Origin of the sequence: Enterovibrio paralichthyis, from assembly GCF_019209835.1 — a bacterium.
In the GTDB taxonomy this organism is placed as follows: Bacteria; Pseudomonadota; Gammaproteobacteria; order Enterobacterales; family Vibrionaceae; genus Enterovibrio; species Enterovibrio paralichthyis.
Map to the genome: position 1 here is coordinate 23322 of NZ_JAHUTS010000005.1, position 19825 is coordinate 43146.

20 protein-coding genes and 1 other RNA gene are annotated in these 19825 nt (G+C 52.1%); 5 read left to right on the forward strand and 16 right to left on the reverse strand.

Going from position 1 to position 19825, the window contains the following annotated elements:
• From surE to lysE, 7 genes are all read right to left on the reverse strand, one after another.
• Entirely contained in the window at positions 1-756 is a 756-nt protein-coding gene (gene surE, locus KU854_RS07685; RefSeq protein ID WP_218357850.1) for a 5'/3'-nucleotidase SurE, read from the reverse strand.
• Positions 737-1795, reverse strand: a complete 1059-nt coding sequence (truD, locus tag KU854_RS07690) for a tRNA pseudouridine(13) synthase TruD (protein ID WP_218357852.1) — start codon at positions 1793-1795, stop codon at positions 737-739. The genes surE and truD overlap by 20 nt, the downstream gene beginning before the upstream one ends.
• A complete protein-coding gene (ispF, locus tag KU854_RS07695; RefSeq protein ID WP_336245240.1) occupies positions 1788-2270 on the reverse strand; it encodes a 2-C-methyl-D-erythritol 2,4-cyclodiphosphate synthase in 483 nt (160 codons plus the stop codon). Before ispF ends, truD begins: the two co-directional genes overlap by 8 nt.
• The gene (ispD, locus tag KU854_RS07700) at positions 2270-2974 is read right to left on the reverse strand and encodes a 2-C-methyl-D-erythritol 4-phosphate cytidylyltransferase (protein WP_218358139.1); all 705 of its coding nucleotides are present in this window, start codon (positions 2972-2974) and stop codon (positions 2270-2272) included. Before ispD ends, ispF begins: the two co-directional genes overlap by 1 nt.
• 75 nt (positions 2975-3049) lie before the next feature.
• Complete coding sequence (gene ftsB / locus KU854_RS07705) at positions 3050-3322, reverse strand: cell division protein FtsB (RefSeq protein ID WP_054779895.1); 273 nt, start codon at positions 3320-3322, stop codon at positions 3050-3052.
• A gap of 200 nt (positions 3323-3522) precedes the next feature.
• The gene (locus KU854_RS07710; protein WP_218357855.1) at positions 3523-4014 is read right to left on the reverse strand and encodes a YbaK/EbsC family protein; all 492 of its coding nucleotides are present in this window, start codon (positions 4012-4014) and stop codon (positions 3523-3525) included.
• Positions 4015-4644 carry an L-lysine exporter gene (gene lysE / locus KU854_RS07715; protein WP_218357856.1) on the reverse strand — a complete coding sequence of 210 codons (630 nt, stop codon included), beginning with the start codon at positions 4642-4644 and terminating at the stop codon, positions 4015-4017.
• Between the two features lie 108 nt (positions 4645-4752).
• On the opposite strand from lysE, the gene KU854_RS07720 reads away from it, so the two are divergent.
• Positions 4753-5658, forward strand: a complete 906-nt coding sequence (locus KU854_RS07720) for a LysR family transcriptional regulator ArgP (RefSeq protein ID WP_218357857.1) — start codon at positions 4753-4755, stop codon at positions 5656-5658.
• A gap of 99 nt (positions 5659-5757) precedes the next feature.
• Positions 5758-6459, forward strand: a complete 702-nt coding sequence (locus KU854_RS07725; protein ID WP_218357858.1) for an oxidative stress defense protein — start codon at positions 5758-5760, stop codon at positions 6457-6459.
• Positions 6460-6550: 91 nt separating this feature from the next.
• Here the strand turns inward: KU854_RS07725 and serA are convergent, their stop codons facing one another.
• The 5 genes from serA to zapA all read right to left on the reverse strand — a co-directional run bounded on the left by serA (position 6551) and on the right by zapA (position 10030).
• Positions 6551-7780, reverse strand: coding sequence for a phosphoglycerate dehydrogenase (gene serA / locus KU854_RS07730; RefSeq protein WP_218357859.1), 1230 nt, complete (start codon positions 7778-7780; stop codon positions 6551-6553).
• A 331-nt stretch (positions 7781-8111) separates the two neighbouring features.
• Positions 8112-8765, reverse strand: coding sequence for a ribose-5-phosphate isomerase RpiA (gene rpiA / locus KU854_RS07735; protein ID WP_218357860.1), 654 nt, complete (start codon positions 8763-8765; stop codon positions 8112-8114).
• 115 nt (positions 8766-8880) lie between these two features.
• Positions 8881-9486 carry a 5-formyltetrahydrofolate cyclo-ligase gene (locus KU854_RS07740; RefSeq protein ID WP_218357862.1) on the reverse strand — a complete coding sequence of 202 codons (606 nt, stop codon included), beginning with the start codon at positions 9484-9486 and terminating at the stop codon, positions 8881-8883.
• A 33-nt stretch (positions 9487-9519) separates the two neighbouring features.
• Positions 9520-9702, reverse strand: a non-coding RNA gene (gene ssrS, locus KU854_RS07745) — 6S RNA.
• 16 nt (positions 9703-9718) lie between these two features.
• Positions 9719-10030: a cell division protein ZapA gene (gene zapA, locus KU854_RS07750; RefSeq protein ID WP_054779892.1), complete on the reverse strand. Its 312-nt coding sequence runs from the start codon at positions 10028-10030 to the stop codon at positions 9719-9721.
• Between the two features lie 272 nt (positions 10031-10302).
• Between zapA and KU854_RS07755 the strand changes: the two genes are divergently transcribed.
• The 3 genes from KU854_RS07755 to KU854_RS07765 are packed head-to-tail and all read left to right on the forward strand — an operon-like array spanning position 10303 to position 13316.
• On the forward strand, positions 10303-10872 hold the full coding sequence (locus KU854_RS07755) for a YecA/YgfB family protein (RefSeq protein ID WP_218357864.1): 570 nt from the start codon (positions 10303-10305) through the stop codon (positions 10870-10872).
• A gap of 27 nt (positions 10873-10899) precedes the next feature.
• Positions 10900-12102: a 2-octaprenyl-6-methoxyphenyl hydroxylase gene (ubiH, locus tag KU854_RS07760; RefSeq protein ID WP_218357866.1), complete on the forward strand. Its 1203-nt coding sequence runs from the start codon at positions 10900-10902 to the stop codon at positions 12100-12102.
• Positions 12102-13316: an FAD-dependent 2-octaprenylphenol hydroxylase gene (locus KU854_RS07765; RefSeq protein ID WP_218357868.1), complete on the forward strand. Its 1215-nt coding sequence runs from the start codon at positions 12102-12104 to the stop codon at positions 13314-13316. Before ubiH ends, KU854_RS07765 begins: the two co-directional genes overlap by 1 nt.
• Before the next feature lie 217 nt (positions 13317-13533).
• Here KU854_RS07765 and eno read toward each other — a convergent pair whose 3' ends face one another.
• The 4 genes from eno to relA all read right to left on the reverse strand — a co-directional run bounded on the left by eno (position 13534) and on the right by relA (position 19788).
• A complete protein-coding gene (gene eno / locus KU854_RS07770; RefSeq protein WP_054779890.1) occupies positions 13534-14835 on the reverse strand; it encodes a phosphopyruvate hydratase in 1302 nt (433 codons plus the stop codon).
• Positions 14836-14915: 80 nt separating this feature from the next.
• Positions 14916-16550, reverse strand: coding sequence for a CTP synthase (locus KU854_RS07775; RefSeq protein ID WP_218357870.1), 1635 nt, complete (start codon positions 16548-16550; stop codon positions 14916-14918).
• Between the two features lie 144 nt (positions 16551-16694).
• Entirely contained in the window at positions 16695-17510 is an 816-nt protein-coding gene (gene mazG / locus KU854_RS07780; protein ID WP_218357871.1) for a nucleoside triphosphate pyrophosphohydrolase, read from the reverse strand.
• Between the two features lie 67 nt (positions 17511-17577).
• Positions 17578-19788, reverse strand: coding sequence for a GTP diphosphokinase (gene relA / locus KU854_RS07785; protein ID WP_218357872.1), 2211 nt, complete (start codon positions 19786-19788; stop codon positions 17578-17580).
• Positions 19789-19825 lie beyond the last annotated feature (37 nt).

Genomic DNA, 19825 nt, shown 5'->3' on the forward strand with positions numbered 1-19825 from the left:
TCACCCTTTTTGTTCCGTAGTTTGTGACAACCAATGCGTTAAGGTCGCAATAGAATCATGCGCGGTTAAATCAACCTGCAATGGTGTCAGTGAGACGCAATTGTTTTCAATGGCATAAAAGTCAGTCCCTGGACCGGCATCCTGTTTGGCACCTGGAGGGCCAATCCAGTAAATCGCATGTCCACGGGGATCTGTGTCTTTTATCATGTCTTCAGCACGGTGACGCGCACCAAGACGGGTGATTTCCCACCCTTTGAGTGCTTCCAGAGGGCAATCCGGTACATTGATATTCAACAACCGGTTACGAGGCAACGGGTGCTCTTTATCACTGAGCACCACCTCTTTTACCACCTGCGCCGCAGTATGGAAATGCGTGTCACCACAAAGGGAGACCGCTATCGCAGGGGCTCCCATGAAAAAGCCTTCTGTTGCTGCCGCAACCGTGCCCGAATACAGCACATCGTCACCCAGGTTGGCACCATGGTTGATTCCAGCAATAACGAAATCCACTTTCTCGGTCAGCAACGCATTTAAAGCCACATGTACACTGTCCGTCGGCGTTCCCTGCACGGCATAACGGTTTTCACCCACCGCACGGACACGCAGGGGATTTTCCAGCGTCAGTGAGTTAGATGCGCCAGAACGGTTCCGATCCGGCGCTACCACGGTCACTGTGGCAATGTCTGACAGCACCTCTGCCAGTACATTGATCCCTTCTGCAAACACACCATCATCATTACTGATCAGTATGTGCATCAGCATCTCCGTCTGATAAATCTTCGATGACTTCCCGCATCACTGCCGTTGCAAAACAGCCTGCTGGCAAAGCGAACTCCACCTCCAGGGTGTTTCCGTCACGTTGCCACTGCATATCCTGTGGGTAGAGCAGCAATGGACGGCGCTCGTGACGCATACGGTTGGAACGGATCACAGCCAGTAAATGTGGCTCGGTATCCACGATGTCCTGCTCAAATTGCTGCGCTTCACCTTGGGTTGGCAATGCATTGTCGCCGGTCATTGGGCCAGAGATCTGCCAGTGACGCTTGGTGAGCTTTTCTTGCGCAGTTGCAATGTCGTCCACCAGCTTTGTGTTTTCCTGATCATCAATGAGCAAGTCACCTAATATTGGTGTATGGCAGAGTTGCTTTTCAATACGTGCAGATAACACCTGGTTGAACAGGTAAGAGCGTGCGGCTGAAAGATAGAAACTGCGCTTGCTCTTGTCGCGGACACGGAACTTGTCCTGTCCCCAGTCACGGGCTGACGTCACGTTATTGCCGTTACGGCCAAAACGCTGGCTGCCAAAATAGTTTGGTACACCTTGGTCGCGAATGTTGGCCAGACGGGTTTCAATCGCATCATCACCATCAAAATCTGTGATCACCAACTTGAAGTGGTTACCGATAAGGTCACCCGGACGCAATTTCTTGTCATGGCGGGCGGTTTCGAGAATCGCATCCACCCCTTCATGGGTCGCCACAAATTCGCTCAGATCCGGATCCGGTTGCCCTGGCAGGTGTACACTGAACCACTGCTCGGTTACTGCATGGCGATCCTTCAGACCAGCCCAGCTGACATCCCGGGAAGTCACACCACATGCTTTTGCCAGTTCATTGGCAACATATTTGGTGTTTTCACCAATTTTACGGATGCGAACCAGGAAATGCTCGCCGTGCCCTGCAGGGGTGAAGTCGAGGGTTTCACTGACAAAGAAATCTTCAGGTTTTGATTTCAGACGGCCAGTGGCGGTCGGCTGGCCATGCAAATAGGCCAGCGAGTTCATTAAATCAGTCATTGGAGTCCTTACGGATGATTACCACGGCTTCGCAGGCGATGCCTTCTTTGCGGCCGGTAAAGCCCAGTCGCTCCGTGGTGGTAGCTTTCACATTAATGTTTGTGACATCCGTTTCCAAATCTTCGGCAATCGCCGCACACATGGCGTCGATATGCGGTGCCATTTTCGGCGCCTGTGCCATGATGGTGACGTCCAGGTTACCTATCACATAGCCTTTCGCTTTCACTTTGGCGAACACATCGCGCAATAAAAAGCGGCTGTCTGCCCCTTCCCATTCTGCGTCAGTGTCCGGGAAATGACGGCCGATATCGCCAGCTGCAATTGCCCCCAACAGGGCGTCACAGACTGCGTGTAATGCAACGTCGCCATCAGAGTGGGCAACCAGCCCCTGCTCGTAGGGAATGCTGACGCCACCAATAATTACCGGGCCTTCGCCGCCAAACTTGTGAACGTCAAAGCCGTGTCCAATTCTTATCATTTGCTTTCTTCCAATCCGTTATCCTGACGGCGCTGTGCCAGGAAAAAAGAGGCCAGAGCCAGATCTTCCGGCTGTGTCACTTTGATATTGTCTGCGCGTCCTGCAACCAGCTTTGGGGCGCCGCCTGTCAGTTCAATGGCCGATGCTTCATCGGTCACATTCAACGATTTTTCCAGCGCACTTTTCAGCGCCTCAAGCAGTTGGGTACGGCGAAACATCTGCGGCGTCAGGGCATGCCAAAGCTGCTCCCGGCACACGGTGGTCTCAATGCCGCTTTCAGCATTTCCACGTTTCATGGTGTCACGCACCGGCGCAGCCAGAATAGCGCCATCATTGTGGCTTACAGCGGTAGCAATCAAAGCGTCAATATCGTCATGGCGAACACATGGGCGGGCAGCATCATGCACCATCACCCATTCTGCATCCGTGGCTTCGAGCCCGGCCAACACTGAGTCTGCCCGCTCACCACCACCGGTCGCAATCACCACTCGTGTATTGCCGCTCAGTGACGTGGAATGAAAATAGGCGTCTTCGGCACTTATCGCTATCACGACCTTTGAAATTGCCGGATGCTCCAGCAGGTAGTGCACCGTGTGCTCCAACAGGGTTTTATTTTCGATGGTCAGATATTGTTTGGGCACGGCAGATTGCATCCGCTTGCCCACACCAGCCGCAGGAACAATGGCAACAATGCCAGAAATGGTGTTCTGCGTTTGGTGCAGTGTTTCTTCACTGGACGGGGTGGTCATCTTTCTCTTCTTTGATAGGTGAGCGGGTTATTCGCTAACGATGCGGAAGAAGGTTTCTCCCGGCTTGATCAGCCCAAGCTCATTGCGCGCACGCTCTTCAATGGCTTCCTGCCCGCGTTTCAGATCGGCAATTTCTGCGTACATCTGCTGGTTACGCTGATGAAGGTTTTCATTGGCCAACGCAACAGATTCAGCAACGGCACTCACCTCCAGGTAGTCGGTGACCCCGTTCTTTCCCCACCATAAGTGGTACTGGAGCCATCCAAACAACACGAGCAACATCAGTGTCAGCATTCGCATCGTGTTTTGCCCTCCGCCACAACGCCAATTAACAAGATAGATTATACCCAAACATCCTGATCTTGTTGGTTTTGAGGCCGCTTGGGTATAGGAGAGCTAATAATCCCATATTCGCTACTGCCACACCAGCAATGGCAGTGGCAGATCATGCAATTGGAAGTGGAAAAGGTGCAATATGCGCAGCGCTGTGACAGCAATTGTCACGCATTGAGATAATAGACAGGATTAGGTAATGCCCCCAGGATATCTGGAAGGGCTTTGGCGGGAAACGCAAAGGTCAGCTCTGGTGGCCCCGGTGTGTACATCAATTCGTCGAAAGTAAACAAAACCTCATCAACAACCAGTGGAATATCTTCAGGCAGAGCAAATGGGCACACTGCACCTGGCCTGCACCCTAGTTGTGTGATCATTTCTTCATCCGAGGCAATTGACGGACGTTTACCGAGCAAGGTTTTGATTTGTTTACTGTCCAGTCGGGCATCACGGTGTGTCAGCAGCAGCGCGTTCCCGCCATTTTTCAACCGAAGGAAGAGGCTTTTGGTCGGCGTTGCCGTCCAACCTAACTCGGCGCCGATTTTCCCATCCATCTCAAAGTCCAGGATCGGCTCATGCGTCCATTGTCGGTATGCCACTCCACAACTTTCAAGCAGGTCGATATTGCGCTGTAAAATCTGCGCCAAAGTCATTGCCATTTATCCCCCCAACATCCATTTTTGAGCCAGCAGAAAAGCCACATATATCATCATCGCCGCCACCAGCACATCAATCACCTGGCGCACCCTTGGTTTTGACAACCAGGGAGAAAGCGACGCCGCACCGATTGAGATACCGTAAAACCAGACACAGGACGCCAGCATGGTACCGAGGGCAAACGCCACCCGTTGTGAAGCATCAAACTGTCCGCCGATAGAGCCCAGCACCACCACGGTATCGAGATACACATGCGGATTGAGCAACGTCACCGCCACTGCACCGGCAAGTACCGCAAGCATGCCTTTTTTTGCCTGTCCGCTTGCGACCTCCACCTCCTCATCCTCCCCTCGCCAAGCGCGTTTCAACGACTGAAATGCATAGGTCAGCAGGAAGGCTATCCCCCCAATAGTCACCACACTGAGCAACATTTCATTGCTGGCAAGCAGCGCCCCACCGCCGAATACCCCAAGGAAAATCAACGCCACATCGCAAATAAAACAAAGCGTTGCCGTGGCGATATGATGATGACGCCGAATGCCCTGATTCAGCACAAAGGCATTTTGTGCGCCGATAGGAATGATCATACTCAACCCTAAACCAAATCCCTGTAATACGATTGCACTGCTCATGACTATTCCCTGATTCCCGTCATCTTTAAACAGCTTCAAGGTAGGAGGATGACAAAGGTAAGTAAATCTAATAATTTTAATCACAAATAAGACTAGCTAATGAGAATCATGAAAGGACTCGATTACCGCTGGCTGGAAGCACTGGATGCCGTGATTGCCCACGGCGGGTTTGATAAAGGGGCTGAGGCGCTGTTTATCACCCAGTCCGCCGTGTCACAGCGAATCAAACAACTGGAAAAGTGGCTGGCACAACCTGCGTTAGTGCGTGAATCCCCGCCTCAACCTACCGCCATTGGCAAAAAACTGTTGGGGCTCCATCGCCGGGTACAATTGCTGGAAAAAGAACTGTTGCCGGAGCTGGCTACTGAAGGGCTTTCCCATGCGGTGCCGGTGTCGATTGCCACCAACGCCGACAGCCTGGCGACCTGGTTGCTTCCTGCCCTGACCCCGCTCATGAAAGCACAGGCGTTGGAAATCAGCCTGCTTGTCGATGATGAAAGCCGCAGCCTGAACCGCCTGCGCTCCGGTGAAGCAGTGGTTGCCATCAGCGCTGAGCCGACGCCCCTTCATGGCTGCAGCGCCCAGTTTCTCGGTGCAATGGATTATCTGTGTGTCTGCACACCGGAATTTAAAGCGCGGTACTTTCCCGAAGGTCTTAATGCCGATACTGTTAGCCGCGCCCCCGCGGTGGTTTTTGATCGCTTCGATGATATGCACACTCAATTTGTTTACGAGCGCTTCCGCTTGCCCGCGGCAGGCTGGCGCAGCCATATGGTTCGCTCATCCGAGGCATTCGTAAAAATGGCTAAGCTTGGGGTTGCCTACTGCCTGATCCCCCGCTTGATGATTGAGGATGAACTGCAATCCGGCGCGCTTATCGATTTGTGTCCGGGCGATGGGATCACCCGTCATCTATACTGGCATCACTTTACAACTGAAAGCGGCATTCTGGCTGAGATGACACAGGCGTGTCTGAACCATGCCCGTCAGGTGCTTCGCTCAAATACAGACTAGGTTGAAACGGCCAGCGGCTGAAAATTTTTCCCTTGCTGTGAATCATTTGATATCCAATGTGGTCATACAACCAAACATCATCAGGATGGAAATATCACCATGCGAAAACTTCTTCTTGCTTCTATCGTCAGTGCAACGGCTGCCCTGTCCCCCTTTGCCCTAGCCGATACGCCTAGCTTTCCCCATCTGGAAACAGTCGGCGTCGGCGAAGTAAGCGTTCAACCGGATATGGCAACAATCAATGTCGCCGTGTCCTTAAACCGCACCACAGCCCAGGCAGCAAAGAAAGCCTCTGATGATGCTATTACCGCACTGCTGGGCAGATTGGAAGGCATGGGTATCGCCCGAAAAGATATCGAAAGCGCCAACCTTTCCCTGCAACCCCAATACAGCTACCCGAAAAACGGCGAGCCCAAGCTCACCGGCTACAGGGCCACACGAAATGTTTCCGTGACTGTCCGCGAACTTGCCAGCCTCAACGATATCCTCGATGGCGCACTTGCCGATGGCCTGAACCGCGTCAATACCATCTCCTTCTCTTCCAGCAAGGAAGGTGAATACAAAGACCAGGCGCGGATGGCAGCGATTGCAGACGCAAAAGCCAAAGCCGCGTCTTTGGCAAAAGGTTTTGGAGAACCGCTTGGCGGCGTGTGGCAGATCAGCTACATGACAGAATCACCAGTTCGCCCGATCATGATGCGCATGGCGGCAGAAGCTGTTTCCAACACCAATGCCAGCTATCAGGACGCAGAAATTACCATCCGCGATCAGGTGGAAGTGATATACGCCCTTGGCGAATAAACTAAAAAAAATGGCCGCTGTATGCGGCCATTTTGCTTAATTGAGAAAGAGTCTGTCGGGGGAAACAAACTCGTCAATCTGTCAAAAACAATCAGTGAAGAATACGCGCACGCAGTGTGCCGTCGATCGCTTTCAGCTTCTCCAGCGCTTTTTCTGAGTGCTCGGTTTCCACATCAATTACCACATAGCCGTATTCCGCATTGGTTTGCAAATACTGGCCGGCAATGTTGATCCCTTCTTCAGCGAAGATGGTGTTGATTTTGGTCAGGATGCCCGGCTTGTTCTGGTGAATGTGCAGCAGACGCGAAGTACCGCGGTGCTCAGGCAGCGACACTTCCGGGAAATTCACGGAAGACAGGGTTGAACCGTTGTCGGAGTACTTCACCATTTTGCCGGCAACTTCGATGCCGATATTTTCCTGTGCTTCCTGCGTTGAACCGCCGATGTGTGGCGTCAGGATAACGTTATCAAACGCCATCAGCGGTGAACTGAACGGATCGCTGTTAGTTTTTGGTTCAGTCGGGAACACATCGACAGCTGCACCGCCGATATGGCCGCTTTCCAGTGCGCCACACAGCGCATCAATATCCACCACGGTGCCACGCGCCGCGTTGATAAATACTGCGCCAGGTTTCATACGGGCAAACTCTTCGCTGCCCATCATGTTTTGGGTGGAATCGGTTTCCGGTACGTGCAGGGAAATCACATCACACTTGTTGAGCAGCTCAGACATTGATGCCACTTGCTGTGCATTACCCAGAGTTAGTTTGTTCTCGATATCGTAGAAATACACGCGCATCCCCAGGTTTTCAGCCAGAATGCTGAGCTGGGTGCCGATGTGGCCGTAACCAATAATACCGAGGTTTTTACCGCGCGCTTCAAAAGAACGGTCTGCAGATTTCATCCATTTGCCGCGGTGCGCCATGGCGTTTTTCGCTGGAATGCCGCGCAACAAAAGCAGGATTTCACCCAACACCAGTTCAGCCACGCTGCGGGTGTTGGAAAAAGGTGCGTTGAAAACAGGAATACCGCGTTTGGCGGCCGCATCCAGATCAACCTGATTGGTACCGATACAGAAACAACCGACAGCAACCAGTTTCTGCGCTTTTTCAAATACCGCTTCTGAGAGTTGGGTACGGGAACGAATGCCGACAAAGTGCGCATCAGCGATAGCTGTTTCCAGTTCTTCGCCCGCCAGTGAACCTTTGTGGTATTCGATGTTGCTGTAGCCGGCGCTTTGCAGCACTTCTAATGCAGATGGATGGACACCTTCAAGAAGAAGGATCTTTATTTTGTCTTTTTCAAGCGACACTTTAGCCATTCAATTCTCATCCTTAAAAAACAAACCTACGATTAAAATCGGTTTCCGTCGTCCAGACGTGGGTGCCATTGCATTTGTTTGCAAGAGATCCCGGAATATACCCAACCGGCCTCATTTTGAGGTTGCTTATCCTGCAACGGTGAGGTCGCTTGGGTATATTTAGTGACTAAGGTAACAAAAATTTTTTTGAATGGGTAAGAATATTACGTCATATAGACGAAAAAAAACGGCGCCAAAATAGCGCCGCTAACTTATTGAGAAACTTATACGCAAACGTTTGGCTTTTGCTTCAAAAAAACGACAGCGTTAACTTGTTCTCATCGTTCTGTTTTTAGCTTTTTACTACACCGTTGGCAGTACCTTCCAGAACCACGTCCGCACCACGGTTCGCAAACAGTCCAACCGTCACCACACCCGCGATGCCGTTAATTTTGTCTTCCAGCTCTTTTGCTTTGGTGATTTGCAGATTGTGCACATCCAGAATCACGTTGCCATTATCTGTGATGCAACCTTCACGGTAGCAAGGATCGCCGCCCAGTTTAACCAGCTCGCGCGCCACGTAAGAGCGCGCCATCGGGATCACTTCAACCGGCAGTGGGAATTGACCCAGCACGTCCACTTTTTTGCTGTCATCGATGATGCAGATAAATTTCTCAGCGATAGCTGCAACGATCTTTTCACGGGTCAGGGCTGCGCCGCCGCCTTTGATCATTTCGTTGTTTGCGTTGATCTCGTCAGCGCCATCTACATAGATATCCAGACTCGCCACTTCGTTGGCGTCAAAAACTGGAATGCCAATTTTTTCCAGACGCTCAGTAGAAGCAACGGAGCTTGATACCGCACCTTTGATTTGCTCCTTCATGGTTTCGAGCGCGTCGATGAAGTGATTAACGGTTGAACCAGTGCCGACACCGACAATGCTGCCTTTGGTCACGTATTCCAACGCAGCCCAGCCAGCCGCTTTTTTCATTTCATCCTGAGTCATGAGGATCTCCTGCTAAATAGGGGTAATTTGCGACGCCGATTATACAGATCTCATTTTAGAGCGGGCAGATTTTTGCGAACGCAGATCCCGTTATTCGGGATCGATGCAGATCACATCAGATCGACCATTGCCAGTGCTTAGATGACGTTAAGATCTCCGGTAACGGCACATCCCAGGCTTCCACAGGCAGCGTTTCCACCCGCTGGCAATCATGGGCAATACCAACAGGTTTCGCCCCATTACCACTTTGATACCAAGGTGCCAGGGTTCTGTCATAGTAACCCCCGCCCATACCCAGCCGCTGACCACTCCCATCAAAAGCGACCAAAGGCGTACAGATCACATCGAGCTGATTGGCAGGTAACACGTCCAGCACGTTAAGCCTTGGCTCTAAAATACCGTAGCGGTTTGGCACCAGCATTGAATCTGGCCGGTAATGCAGGAAAAGAAGATGGCCTTTGCTGAAAGGATGGATAACTGGCAGATAGACGTCTTTGCCTTCGCGCCAACAATGCGCAATCAAAGGTTGGGTATCCAGTTCACCATCGACAGAAAGGTAGAGCGCAATACGTTTGGCTTGCTGGATGGACTCGGCGCGTTGGAAATGGTGAAGCAAATCGCTGGCCGCCTGTTGCTGCTCACATGCAGTCAGGGATTGTCGTCTGGCCCGGATAATTTTCCGCAGGTCACTGCGGGAGGTAGATGGGGTTGTCGCTCGCATCGGCTGTCCTTGCCGTTAAAGCTTTTTTGGAAAGAAGGCCCCGGAGTGCCGTTGGGATCTTTTGCCCTTGAACCCTGCGGTTCAAGGCGGATGAGAAGAACACACCGTAGGCTTCTCGGTACAAGCCGAGCCTGCTCAATAGCATGTAACATCCCACCCTTAGATGTGCTTATCGGCTCAGGGACGCGGATCCGCTGACGCACACTCCAGGGTCAAACAGGTTGGAAACGTCTTACGCTTCCTTCGACGCGCTGTGTTTTAACAACGCCTCTTCAATCGTTTGTTGTAACAGCAGAATTCGCTGTTCCATGTCCGTTTTATCGTCGACATTCTTTTGCTTTTCAGCCCGCAATTCATAGCAGACGTTCAGTGCCGCGATAGTGAGCAACTGCTCTGTATTCGTTACTTTAGTGCGCTCGGACAATTCGTGCAACCGTTGATCAAAGTCATCTGCTGCATCTTTCAACGCCTGCTCCTGACCTACCGGACAGTTAACACGCATCAATTTGCCAAGGATCTGAATTTCAACAGCCTGCGTAGTCATATCTTTTTCTGAGCTCCCTTCAAAGCGCGATGTCGCACCCTGACGTAACGGGCGCAAACTATAGAAAATGGCAGATTAAACTGCAAGTCTATCCTAACGTGGAACGTCTTCCGACGAACTAAGCAGACGAAAAGCAATCAATGTGATGAAAATCAGCGCTATTTGGGGTGACCGTAACGCAATTGCCGCCACCAAGTGACACAGAGTAGTTCGAACAGTTGGCGTGAAATGGTAGGATAACCCAATACACAATCGGTACCCAAGGTGATCCCGTGAACCAAGTAACACTTCCTGAATACAGCAAAATGGCATCGACCCTCCGCTCTGATTCACTGGCCGTTACGCCAGCTGAAATGCATGGCCTGCTGGCCGGCATGCTCTGCGGCGGTCTTGATCCTGAGTTGGGAACCTGGATGCCGATGCTTTATGACTACACCAACGACGGTGCTGGCTGGCCACACGAATCGAAAGCACTGGCAGCAACTGCAGTGAGTTTGGCAAACAGCCAGCTGGCAGCAGGCCAAATGGACTTTGAACTCTTAATGCCTGATGAGGATGAGTCGCTGCTGGATCGTGGCGATGCGCTGTCTGAGTGGGTAGGTGCATTTATCGCCGGTATCGGCCTTGTGGGCGTCACTGCTGGCAAACTGTCTGACGATGCCAAAGAGGTACTGACCGATTTAACGGAAATTGCCCAGCTTGGCATCGATGAAGATGATGACATGGAAGAGCAGGCCCTGCTGCTTGAGCAGGTCATTGAACACGTTCGCGTGTGCGCCATGACACTGCATGCCGAGCTTGGCATCAAAGCACAGCCTGAAGAAAAACCGACCCTGCACTAACAGCAAACGCGCCGGAGAATTAAAAGAATGGACGCAGCGCCATCTGAACATGATTTTGATGTTGTCATCGCCGGCGGGGCGATGGCGGGGGCAACCCTGGCGCTCGCCATTGAACGCCTGACAAACGCTGGATTGAAGGTCGCGGTGGTTGAAGCCGTGATCCCCGATAATCGCCATCCAGGTTATGATGCCCGCAGCATCGCCCTCTCCTACGGCAGTTGCCGTCTGCTGGCAGATATCGGCATTTGGTCAGGTTTATCCCCTTTTGCGACGCCAATCAGCAGCATTCATGTGTCTGACCGCGGTCATTTTGGCCTGACAGAGATGCATGCAAGCAACGAAGGCGTAGAGTATCTCGGCAGTGTGGTTGAACTTGCTGATGCTGGTCGCGTTTTTCACCAGGCCCTCAGCAAGGCAAAAAACATTACCCTTTACTGCCCGGCCTTTGTGACCGACATAGAACGCAGTATCAACCAAGTTACCCTGACATTGAACGATGGGCAGACGCTCACCACCAAACTCATGGTGGCCGCGGATGGTGCGGTGTCATCTTGCTGTGACATGGTGGGTATTGAGCGCTTTGAACATGACTTCCAGCAAGTAGCTCTGATTGCCAACGTGACCACCGACATGGCACACCAAGGCCGTGCATTCGAGCGCTTTACCCAAACTGGCCCTGTTGCCCTGCTGCCAATGTCCGAAGGCCGCAGCTCGCTGGTGTGGTGCGTCAAACCCCACGAGGCACCGGCAATGCTGGCGATGTCTGACGACCAGTTTGCCGATGCGCTGCAACGCGCATTTGGTTGGCGTTTAGGCAGGTTATTGCATATTGGCGAGCGCGCGAGTTACCCACTGATCTTGCGTCAGGCGACACGGCTTATCAGTCACCGCTTTGTCGTGGTGGGTAATGCCGCCCAAACCCTGCACCCGATTGCGGGTCAAGGCTTTAACCTTGGACTTCGCGATGTGGTGACGCTGGCAGAAGAATTAGCCAATGCGTTTCACGAAGAACAGGACATCGGCGCCATGCCAATGCTGCAAGCGTATCTCACGCGCCGCGAGCCTGATCGCGATGCCACTGTCGCCATGACATCCGGCTTGGTACACGGTTTTTCCAACACCACAGCACCACTTATTCTGGGACGAAACGTCGGGCTGGCTGCGATGTCAGTCTGTAGCGAATTAAAAGCGCCATTGCTTAAACGCGCCATGGGCTTGGTAGAACGATAATGAAAATGACAAATGTAGACATCGCCATTATCGGCGGTGGCATGGTTGGGTTGACCCTTGCAGCTGCGCTGGCTGACAGCGATTTGCGTATCGCCATCATCGAAGGCAAAGAGCCAGAGCCGTCGTTGAATGCACTGCCTGATCTGCGAGTCTCTGCACTCAGCCGTGCCAGTGAGCGTATCCTGAAAAACGTCGGCGCATGGGAAGGTATCCTGTCCCGTCGCGCTGCGCCCTACCAGAAAATGTCGGTGTGGGAACAAGACAGTTTCGCGGCGATTGATTTCGATGCGATGGATTTGGGACAACCAAACCTCGGTTATATCGTCGAGAACCGCGTTATCCAGCTGGCACTGCTTGATCGCGTCAAACAACAGCACAATGTCACCCTTTTCTGCCCAGATCGCTGCCAGACATTGATGTTCGGTGAAACCGAAGCCTGGCTGACGCTCGAATCCGGCAACGCCATTACCGCCAAACTGGTGGTCGGTGCTGATGGTGCAAACTCTTGGGTGCGCAACCAGCTTTCTATCCCACTCACGCATTGGGATTACGGCCATAGCGCACTGGTAGCCAATATCCGCACTGAAGAGCCGCACGGTGGTGTTGCCCGACAGATCTTCACGCCGGACGGTCCACTGGCCTTCCTGCCATTGTCAGACCCATATCTCAGCTCCATCGTGTGGTCTCAATCTCCGGAAAATGCCGATGCACGTTGCTCAATGCCAACAGAAGAGTTCAACAAAGCGCTGAGCGCGGCGTTTGACCTTCGTCTTGGACTTTGCACCGTGGAAGGCGAACGCGCCGCATTCCCTCTTAAAATGCGTTATGCGCGGGACTTTGCGGTTGAGCGCGTGGCCTTAATTGGCGATGCAGCCCACACCATTCACCCGCTCGCAGGTCAGGGCGTAAATCTGGGACTTTTAGATGCCGCCACGCTGGCACAAGAGCTGATCCGCTTAAGTGATGAAGGTAAAGACATTGGTGAGAAAACCAACCTACGTGCTTTCGAACGCTGGCGAAAAGCAGAGGCGGCGCAAATGATTGCTGCGATGCAAGGGTTCCGCGATTTGTTTGCGGGTGAAAACCCGGCGAAGAAACTCATTCGTGGTATTGGCCTAATGGCAGCCGCCACACTCCCGGGCATCAAAACGCAATTTATTAAACGAGCTTTAGGTTTAACGGGTGATTTGCCGGAATTGGCGAAGAAGAAATAGATTTGAGATTTGAGATTTGAGATTTGAGATTTGAGATTTGAGATTCATCAACATGATATGAGGTAAGGTGGTTAATAACTATCAACCTTAATCTAGGATGATGTTTTGATCTTTTATCTCCCAACTCGAATCTGCTCTTTCTCGCATTCTTCCATACATAAAAAAAACGGCACCTTTCGATGCCGTTTTTCAATCTAAAACAGTTTCAGGTAAGCGATTACGCTTGGCCTTTAACTTCTTTCAGACCGTTGAAAGGTGCGCGCTCGCCCAGTGCTTCTTCGATACGGATCAGCTGGTTGTACTTAGCAACGCGGTCAGAACGGCTCATAGAACCAGTTTTGATTTGGCCTGCTGCAGTACCTACCGCCAGGTCAGCGATAGTTGCGTCTTCAGTTTCGCCTGAACGGTGAGAGATTACTGCTGTGTAACCTGCATCTTTAGCCATCTTGATAGCAGCCAGAGTTTCAGTCAGAGAACCGATCTGGTTGAACTTGATCAGGATAGAGTTAGCGATGCCTTTCTCGATACCTTCTGCCAGGATCTTAGTGTTAGTTACGAACAGGTCGTCACCAACGATTTGGATTTTGCTGCCCAGTTTCTCAGTTTGGTATTTGAAACCATCCCAATCAGACTCGTCCAGACCGTCTTCGATAGAAACGATTGGGAATTGTTGAGTCAGCTCTTCCAGGAAGTCAGAGAAACCGTTAGAAGTGAAGATACGACCTTCGCCTTTCAGGTTGTATTCTTTCTTCTCTGCGTCGTAGAACTCAGATGCTGCACAGTCCATCGCCAGAGTGATGTCTTTGCCCAGCTCGTAACCAGCAGCAGCAACTGCTTCTGCGATTACTTCAAGAGCTTCTGCGTTAGATTTCAGGTTCGGCGCGAAACCACCTTCGTCACCAACTGCAGTGTTGTAGCCTTTAGACTTCAGTACTTTTGCCAGGTTGTGGAATACTTCCGCACCCATGCGAACTGCTTCTTTCAGAGTTGCAGCGCCAACTGGCTGAATCATGAACTCTTGGATGTCAACGTTGTTGTCTGCGTGCTCACCACCGTTGATGATGTTCATCATTGGCAGAGGCATAGAGAATACGCCAGCAGTACCGTTCAGCTCAGCAATGTGCTCGTACAGTGGCATGCCTTTCGCAGCAGCTGCTGCTTTTGCGTTCGCCAGAGAAACAGCCAGGATTGCGTTTGCACCGAAGTTAGATTTGTTCTCAGTACCGTCCAGGTCGATCATGATCTGGTCGATTTCTGCTTGGTTTTTCGCGTCTTTGCCTTCCAGAGCAGCGGCGATTGGGCCGTTAACTGCTTCGATTGCTTTCAAAACGCCTTTACCCAGGAAACGTGCTTTGTCGCCGTCACGCAGTTCCAGTGCTTCGCGAGAACCGGTAGATGCACCAGATGGAGCAGCTGCCATACCTACGAAACCACCTTCCAGGTGAACTTCTGCTTCTACAGTTGGGTTACCGCGTGAGTCAATGATTTCACGGCCCAGAACTTTAACGATCTTAGACATTGTGTTTCCTCTCATATGTCAATAGCTTAGAAATGCGAAAAAGCGGCTGCACGTCATACGCAACCGCTTCTTTGTTTCAGTTACAGCTCACCACGCTGATTTTTACCTGCTGCCGCCACGAAGCCTTCAAACAGAGGGTGGCCATCGCGTGGGGTAGAAGTAAATTCAGGGTGGAACTGGCACGCCACAAACCATGGGTGCTCAGGGTTTTCGATGATCTCAACCAGCTTTTTATCCGCAGAAAGACCAGATACAACCAGACCCGCTTCTTCGATCTGCGGACGCAGCACGTTGTTCACTTCGTAGCGGTGACGGTGACGCTCATGAATCGTTGCGTTGCCGTACAGCTCACGTGCTTTGGTGCCTTCTGCCAGGTGACACAGTTGCGCGCCTAGACGCATGGTGCCGCCAAGATCAGATTTTTCAGTACGCTCTTCGACTTTACCTTCGCCATCAACCCACTCAGTGATCAGGCCAACAACCGGGAACTTGCTGTTCTTGTTGAACTCGGTAGAGTTTGCACCTTCCATACCCACAACGTTGCGTGCGTATTCAATCAGTGCAACCTGCATGCCCAAGCAGATACCCAGGTAAGGGATTTTGTTTTCGCGAGCGTATTTCGCTGCCAGGATTTTGCCTTCAATACCACGGTCACCGAAACCACCAGGAACCAGGATTGCATCCAGACCTTGCAGAACTTCTGTGCCTTTGGTTTCAACGTCCTGAGAGTCAACGTACTTGATGTTGACTGTCAGGCGGTTTTTCAGGCCACCGTGCTTAAGCGCTTCGTTTACAGATTTGTAAGCGTCTGGCAGCTCGATGTACTTGCCAACCATACCGATAGTGACTTCACCGGTTGGGTTCGCTTCTTCAAAAATAACTTGTTCCCATTCAGACAGATCAGCTTCTGGTGCAGTAATGCCAAAGCGCTGACAGATCAGGTCATCAAGACCTTGAGAACGGATCAGTGAAGGGATCTTGTAGATAGAATCCACGTCCTTCATTGAAATAACCGCTTTCTCTGGAACGTTACAGAACAGGGCAATCTTAGAGCGCTCGTTCGCAGGAATTGCGCGATCGCTACGGCAAACCAGAATGTCTGGCTGAATACCGATAGACAGCAGTTCTTTCACAGAGTGTTGGGTAGGTTTGGTTTTCACTTCACCAGCAGCCGCCAGGTAAGGAACCAGCGTCAGGTGCATGAACATTGCGCGCTCACGACCCAGCTCAACCGCCATTTGACGGATTGCTTCCAGGAACGGCAGTGATTCGATGTCGCCCACGGTACCGCCGATTTCTACGATGGTCACATCATGACCTTCGCCACCAGCCAGTACACGCTCTTTGATTGAATTGGTGATGTGAGGGATAACCTGAATCGTTGCACCCAGGTAGTCGCCACGGCGCTCTTTGCGCAATACGTCGGCGTAAACGCGGCCAGAGGTAAAGTTATTGCGTTTGGTCATCTTGGTGCGGATGAAACGCTCATAGTGACCCAAGTCTAGGTCGGTCTCTGCGCCGTCTTCCGTAACGAATACTTCACCGTGCTGGGTTGGGCTCATTGTGCCCGGATCCACGTTGATGTAAGGGTCAAGCTTCATCATGGTCACTTTAAGACCACGTGCTTCTAGAATTGCCGCCAGTGACGCTGCTGCAATACCCTTACCTAGGGAGGAAACCACCCCGCCCGTAACAAAAATGTAATTCGTTGTCATGCTAAACCTGAGAGTTGGATTTAGGGGAAATTATTGGAAATCTGGACGGGACGACATGATACCAGAGCCCGAAACTTCCCACAACGTGAAAACTATCACACAGAATGCCGAATTTTTTTGTCGTAAATCAATGGAGTGATTTACCTAGATTTTTTGCGCCTCTTCACGTTTCACTTCTTGCCACAGCATTTCGAGCTCATCCAGCTGACTTTCCTGCAAGTTTTTACCATTATCGCGTAATTTCATTTCAACTTTACGAAAACGTTTTTCAAACTTCAGGTTGGCCTTGCGAAGTGCTTTTTCCGGGTTTGTGCCAAGGTGGCGGGCAAGATTGACTACCGCAAACAATAAGTCGCCGACCTCTTCGTCGACACGCTCCTGATCGATATCCGCCATCACGGCTTCTTCCATCACTTCTTCGAGCTCCTCCTGCACTTTTTCAGCCACAGGCCCAAGCGTTCCCCAGTCAAACCCAAAACGGGCACAACGCTTTTGCAGCTTGCTGGCGCGCCCCAACGCAGGCAGCGCTGTCGGGACATCATCGAGAATGCTGAGCGGCTCTTCCGGTTTGGCTTTGGCAGCACGCTCAGCGGCTTTGATGCCTTCCCAGTCGGCTTCCACCAGAGGATTACCCTGCTCGTCTTTCTCACCGAAGACATGTGGGTGACGGCGTACCAGTTTGTCGCACATTGCCCCCGCGATGTCTTCGAAGTCAAACAGCCCCTGCTCTTTACCGAGTTGACTATAGAACACGATCTGAAACAGCAGATCCCCCAGTTCATCCCGCACATCTGCCCAGTTCTGGCGCTCAATGGCATCCACCGTCTCAAAAGTTTCTTCGATGGTGTAAGGAATTATGGAATCGAATGTCTGTTTTTTGTCCCAGGAGCAGCCGTTTTCCGGGTCCCGTAAGGTGGCCATAATTTCGAGCAATTCTTGCATTCGCGACATGTTTTTCATCTGTAACCTTTGGTGTCCGTAAAGAAAAAAGGGAAAGACCAGCTTTCCCTTTTGACCGTGATGTTTTTTAGTGCAGCCGCTTGGCCTGGTGCACATCCTTGACCTGTTCAAGACGGGCAATCACCCGCCCCAGCACTTCGAGATCGCTCAGCTCCAGATCAAAGTCCATGATGGACATCTGCTGCTTATAGTCGACCCGCGACTGCATGCCGGAGACTTTCACCTTCTCGTTAGTCAGGACGCTGTTGAGATCCTTAATAAGACCACTGCGTTCCGACGCAGAAACGCGCACAGTGATTTGATAGCTGCCGATATAACCGCCGCCCCACACCGTATCAATAATACGTTCCGGCGCATGGTGGCGAAGCTCGGCAAGCTGCTCACAGTCCGCGCGGTGTACGGAGATCCCGCGCCCCTGCGTCACATAGCCTTCGATATCGTCGCCCGGAATAGGCTGACAACAACGGGCCAGGTGAGTCATCAGGTTATCTACCCCTTCCACCACCACAGCGTCGCGGCGTGGCTTCTTGGGTGCAGAGCTGCTGTCGCCGTGTTCCAGCTTTTCACGCAGCTGTTGATCTTCTTCTTCCTTGGTCAGTTTGTTGACCACGGAGTTGATGTAGTTCACCACCTGGTTGATACGCAGGTCGCCACTGCCCACACCCGCGTAGACTTCATCCAGACTGTTAACATTGAAGCGCTTCATGGCCAGCGCGGCATCTTTGCTGGCTGCGCCAATCTTGGCCAGCTCCGCATCAAGGATCTCTTTCCCCGCCTCGACGTTTTTCTCACGCGCTTGTTTACGGAACCAAGCATTGATCTTGGCTCGGGCTCGGCCGGAGGTGACAAAACCCAGGCTTGGGTTCAGCCAGTCGCGGGACGGGTTAGGCTCTTTCTGGGTGATGATTTCAACCTGATCGCCCATGTGAAGCTGATAGGTGAACGGCACAATGCGGCCTTCCACCTTGGCACCAATACAGCGGTGCCCTACTTCAGAGTGAATGTGGTAGGCAAAATCCAGAGGTGTCGCGCCAATTGGCAAGTCAACAACGTCCCCTTTTGGGGTAAAGGCGTAAACGCGGTCATCAAACACCTGACTGCGAAGCTCATCAAGCATCTCGCCTGAATCTGACATCTCTTCCTGCCAGGCCAGCAGTTTACGCAGCCAGGTAATTTTCTCGTCATAGCCGCTGCGGCCTGCTGATGAACCTTCTTTGTATTTCCAGTGCGCGGCAACACCCAGTTCGGCATCATCGTGCATCTGCTTGGTGCGGATTTGGATTTCTACCGTTTTCCCTTCTGGGCCCAACACCACAGTGTGGATAGACTGGTAACCATTGGGTTTAGGGTTAGCGACGTAGTCGTCAAACTCTTTAGGAAGATGGCGGTATTTGGTGTGCACCACGCCAAGGGCGGCGTAGCAGTCTTGTAATTGGTCAGCAATGATACGCACGGCACGCACGTCGAAAAGCTCGTCAAAGGCGAGGCCTTTCTTCTGCATTTTGCGCCAGATGCTGTAGATGTGTTTCGGGCGGCCGTAGACCTGTGCATTAATGGCGGAAGCTTCCATCGCCTCCTGCAAATCAGACACAAAGGTTTCGATGTACTGCTCGCGGTCGATACGACGCTCAGCCAGCTGTTTGGCGATTTGCTTATAGGTGACCGAGTGCTGGTAGCGGAAGGCGTAGTCTTCAATTTCCCACTTGAGCTGGCCGATACCCAGTCGGTTTGCCAGCGGCGCGTAGATGTTGGCGCACTCTTTGGCGACAGACTGACGCACGGCATCCGGCTCGTTTTTTACTTCACGCAGGTAACTGATGCGCTCGGCAAGCTTAATCACCACGCAGCGAAAATCATCCACCATGGAAAGCAGCATACGGCGGACATTGTCCACCTGTGCCGCGGTGGCTTCTTCGTTGTGGGCGTTAAGATGGCGGATAGCCGCCATTTCCTGCACACCGTCCACCAGCTTGGCGATGGTGTTGCCGTAATGCTCTTTGAGGTCTTCAGCAGACAGCAGACCGTCCTCGGCGACCGGGAACAGCAAGGCTGCCAGCAGGGTATCCTTGTCCATACTCAGGGTGACGAGGATTTCAATCATCTCACGGCCAGACCACAGCGGCTGCGCCAGTGTCTGCTCATCGCCCAGCGTCTGGCAATGGTGGTAAGCGTCAATCAACGCTTTGGAGATGGCGGCATCCTGAGCCAATCCTTCTACCCAGCGTTCAAGTACAAATTCTTTGTTGTCATTGAGGTGCGCGCCACGAATTGCGACCATTTCACTATCCTGTTTTTCTTATCCTTAACCGGGCAGC

Excerpts from the sequence above, each read along its gene's own strand:
- surE (WP_218357850.1), bottom strand. The coding sequence starts at position 756 with ATGCACATACTGATCAGTAATGATGATGGTGTGTTTGCAGAAGGGATC.
- truD (WP_218357852.1), bottom strand. The coding sequence starts at position 1,795 with ATGACTGATTTAATGAACTCGCTGGCCTATTTGCATGGCCAGCCGACC.
- ftsB (WP_054779895.1), bottom strand. The coding sequence starts at position 3,322 with ATGCGAATGCTGACACTGATGTTGCTCGTGTTGTTTGGATGGCTCCAG.
- KU854_RS07710 (WP_218357855.1), bottom strand. The coding sequence starts at position 4,014 with ATGGCAATGACTTTGGCGCAGATTTTACAGCGCAATATCGACCTGCTT.
- lysE (WP_218357856.1), bottom strand. The coding sequence starts at position 4,644 with ATGAGCAGTGCAATCGTATTACAGGGATTTGGTTTAGGGTTGAGTATG.
- KU854_RS07720 (WP_218357857.1), top strand. The coding sequence starts at position 4,753 with ATGAAAGGACTCGATTACCGCTGGCTGGAAGCACTGGATGCCGTGATT.
- KU854_RS07725 (WP_218357858.1), top strand. The coding sequence starts at position 5,758 with ATGCGAAAACTTCTTCTTGCTTCTATCGTCAGTGCAACGGCTGCCCTG.
- serA (WP_218357859.1), bottom strand. The coding sequence starts at position 7,780 with ATGGCTAAAGTGTCGCTTGAAAAAGACAAAATAAAGATCCTTCTTCTT.
- rpiA (WP_218357860.1), bottom strand. The coding sequence starts at position 8,765 with ATGACTCAGGATGAAATGAAAAAAGCGGCTGGCTGGGCTGCGTTGGAA.
- KU854_RS07740 (WP_218357862.1), bottom strand. The coding sequence starts at position 9,486 with ATGCGAGCGACAACCCCATCTACCTCCCGCAGTGACCTGCGGAAAATT.
- zapA (WP_054779892.1), bottom strand. The coding sequence starts at position 10,030 with ATGACTACGCAGGCTGTTGAAATTCAGATCCTTGGCAAATTGATGCGT.
- ubiH (WP_218357866.1), top strand. The coding sequence starts at position 10,900 with ATGGACGCAGCGCCATCTGAACATGATTTTGATGTTGTCATCGCCGGC.
- KU854_RS07765 (WP_218357868.1), top strand. The coding sequence starts at position 12,102 with ATGAAAATGACAAATGTAGACATCGCCATTATCGGCGGTGGCATGGTT.
- eno (WP_054779890.1), bottom strand. The coding sequence starts at position 14,835 with ATGTCTAAGATCGTTAAAGTTCTGGGCCGTGAAATCATTGACTCACGC.
- KU854_RS07775 (WP_218357870.1), bottom strand. The coding sequence starts at position 16,550 with ATGACAACGAATTACATTTTTGTTACGGGCGGGGTGGTTTCCTCCCTA.
- mazG (WP_218357871.1), bottom strand. The coding sequence starts at position 17,510 with ATGAAAAACATGTCGCGAATGCAAGAATTGCTCGAAATTATGGCCACC.
- relA (WP_218357872.1), bottom strand. The coding sequence starts at position 19,788 with ATGGTCGCAATTCGTGGCGCGCACCTCAATGACAACAAAGAATTTGTA.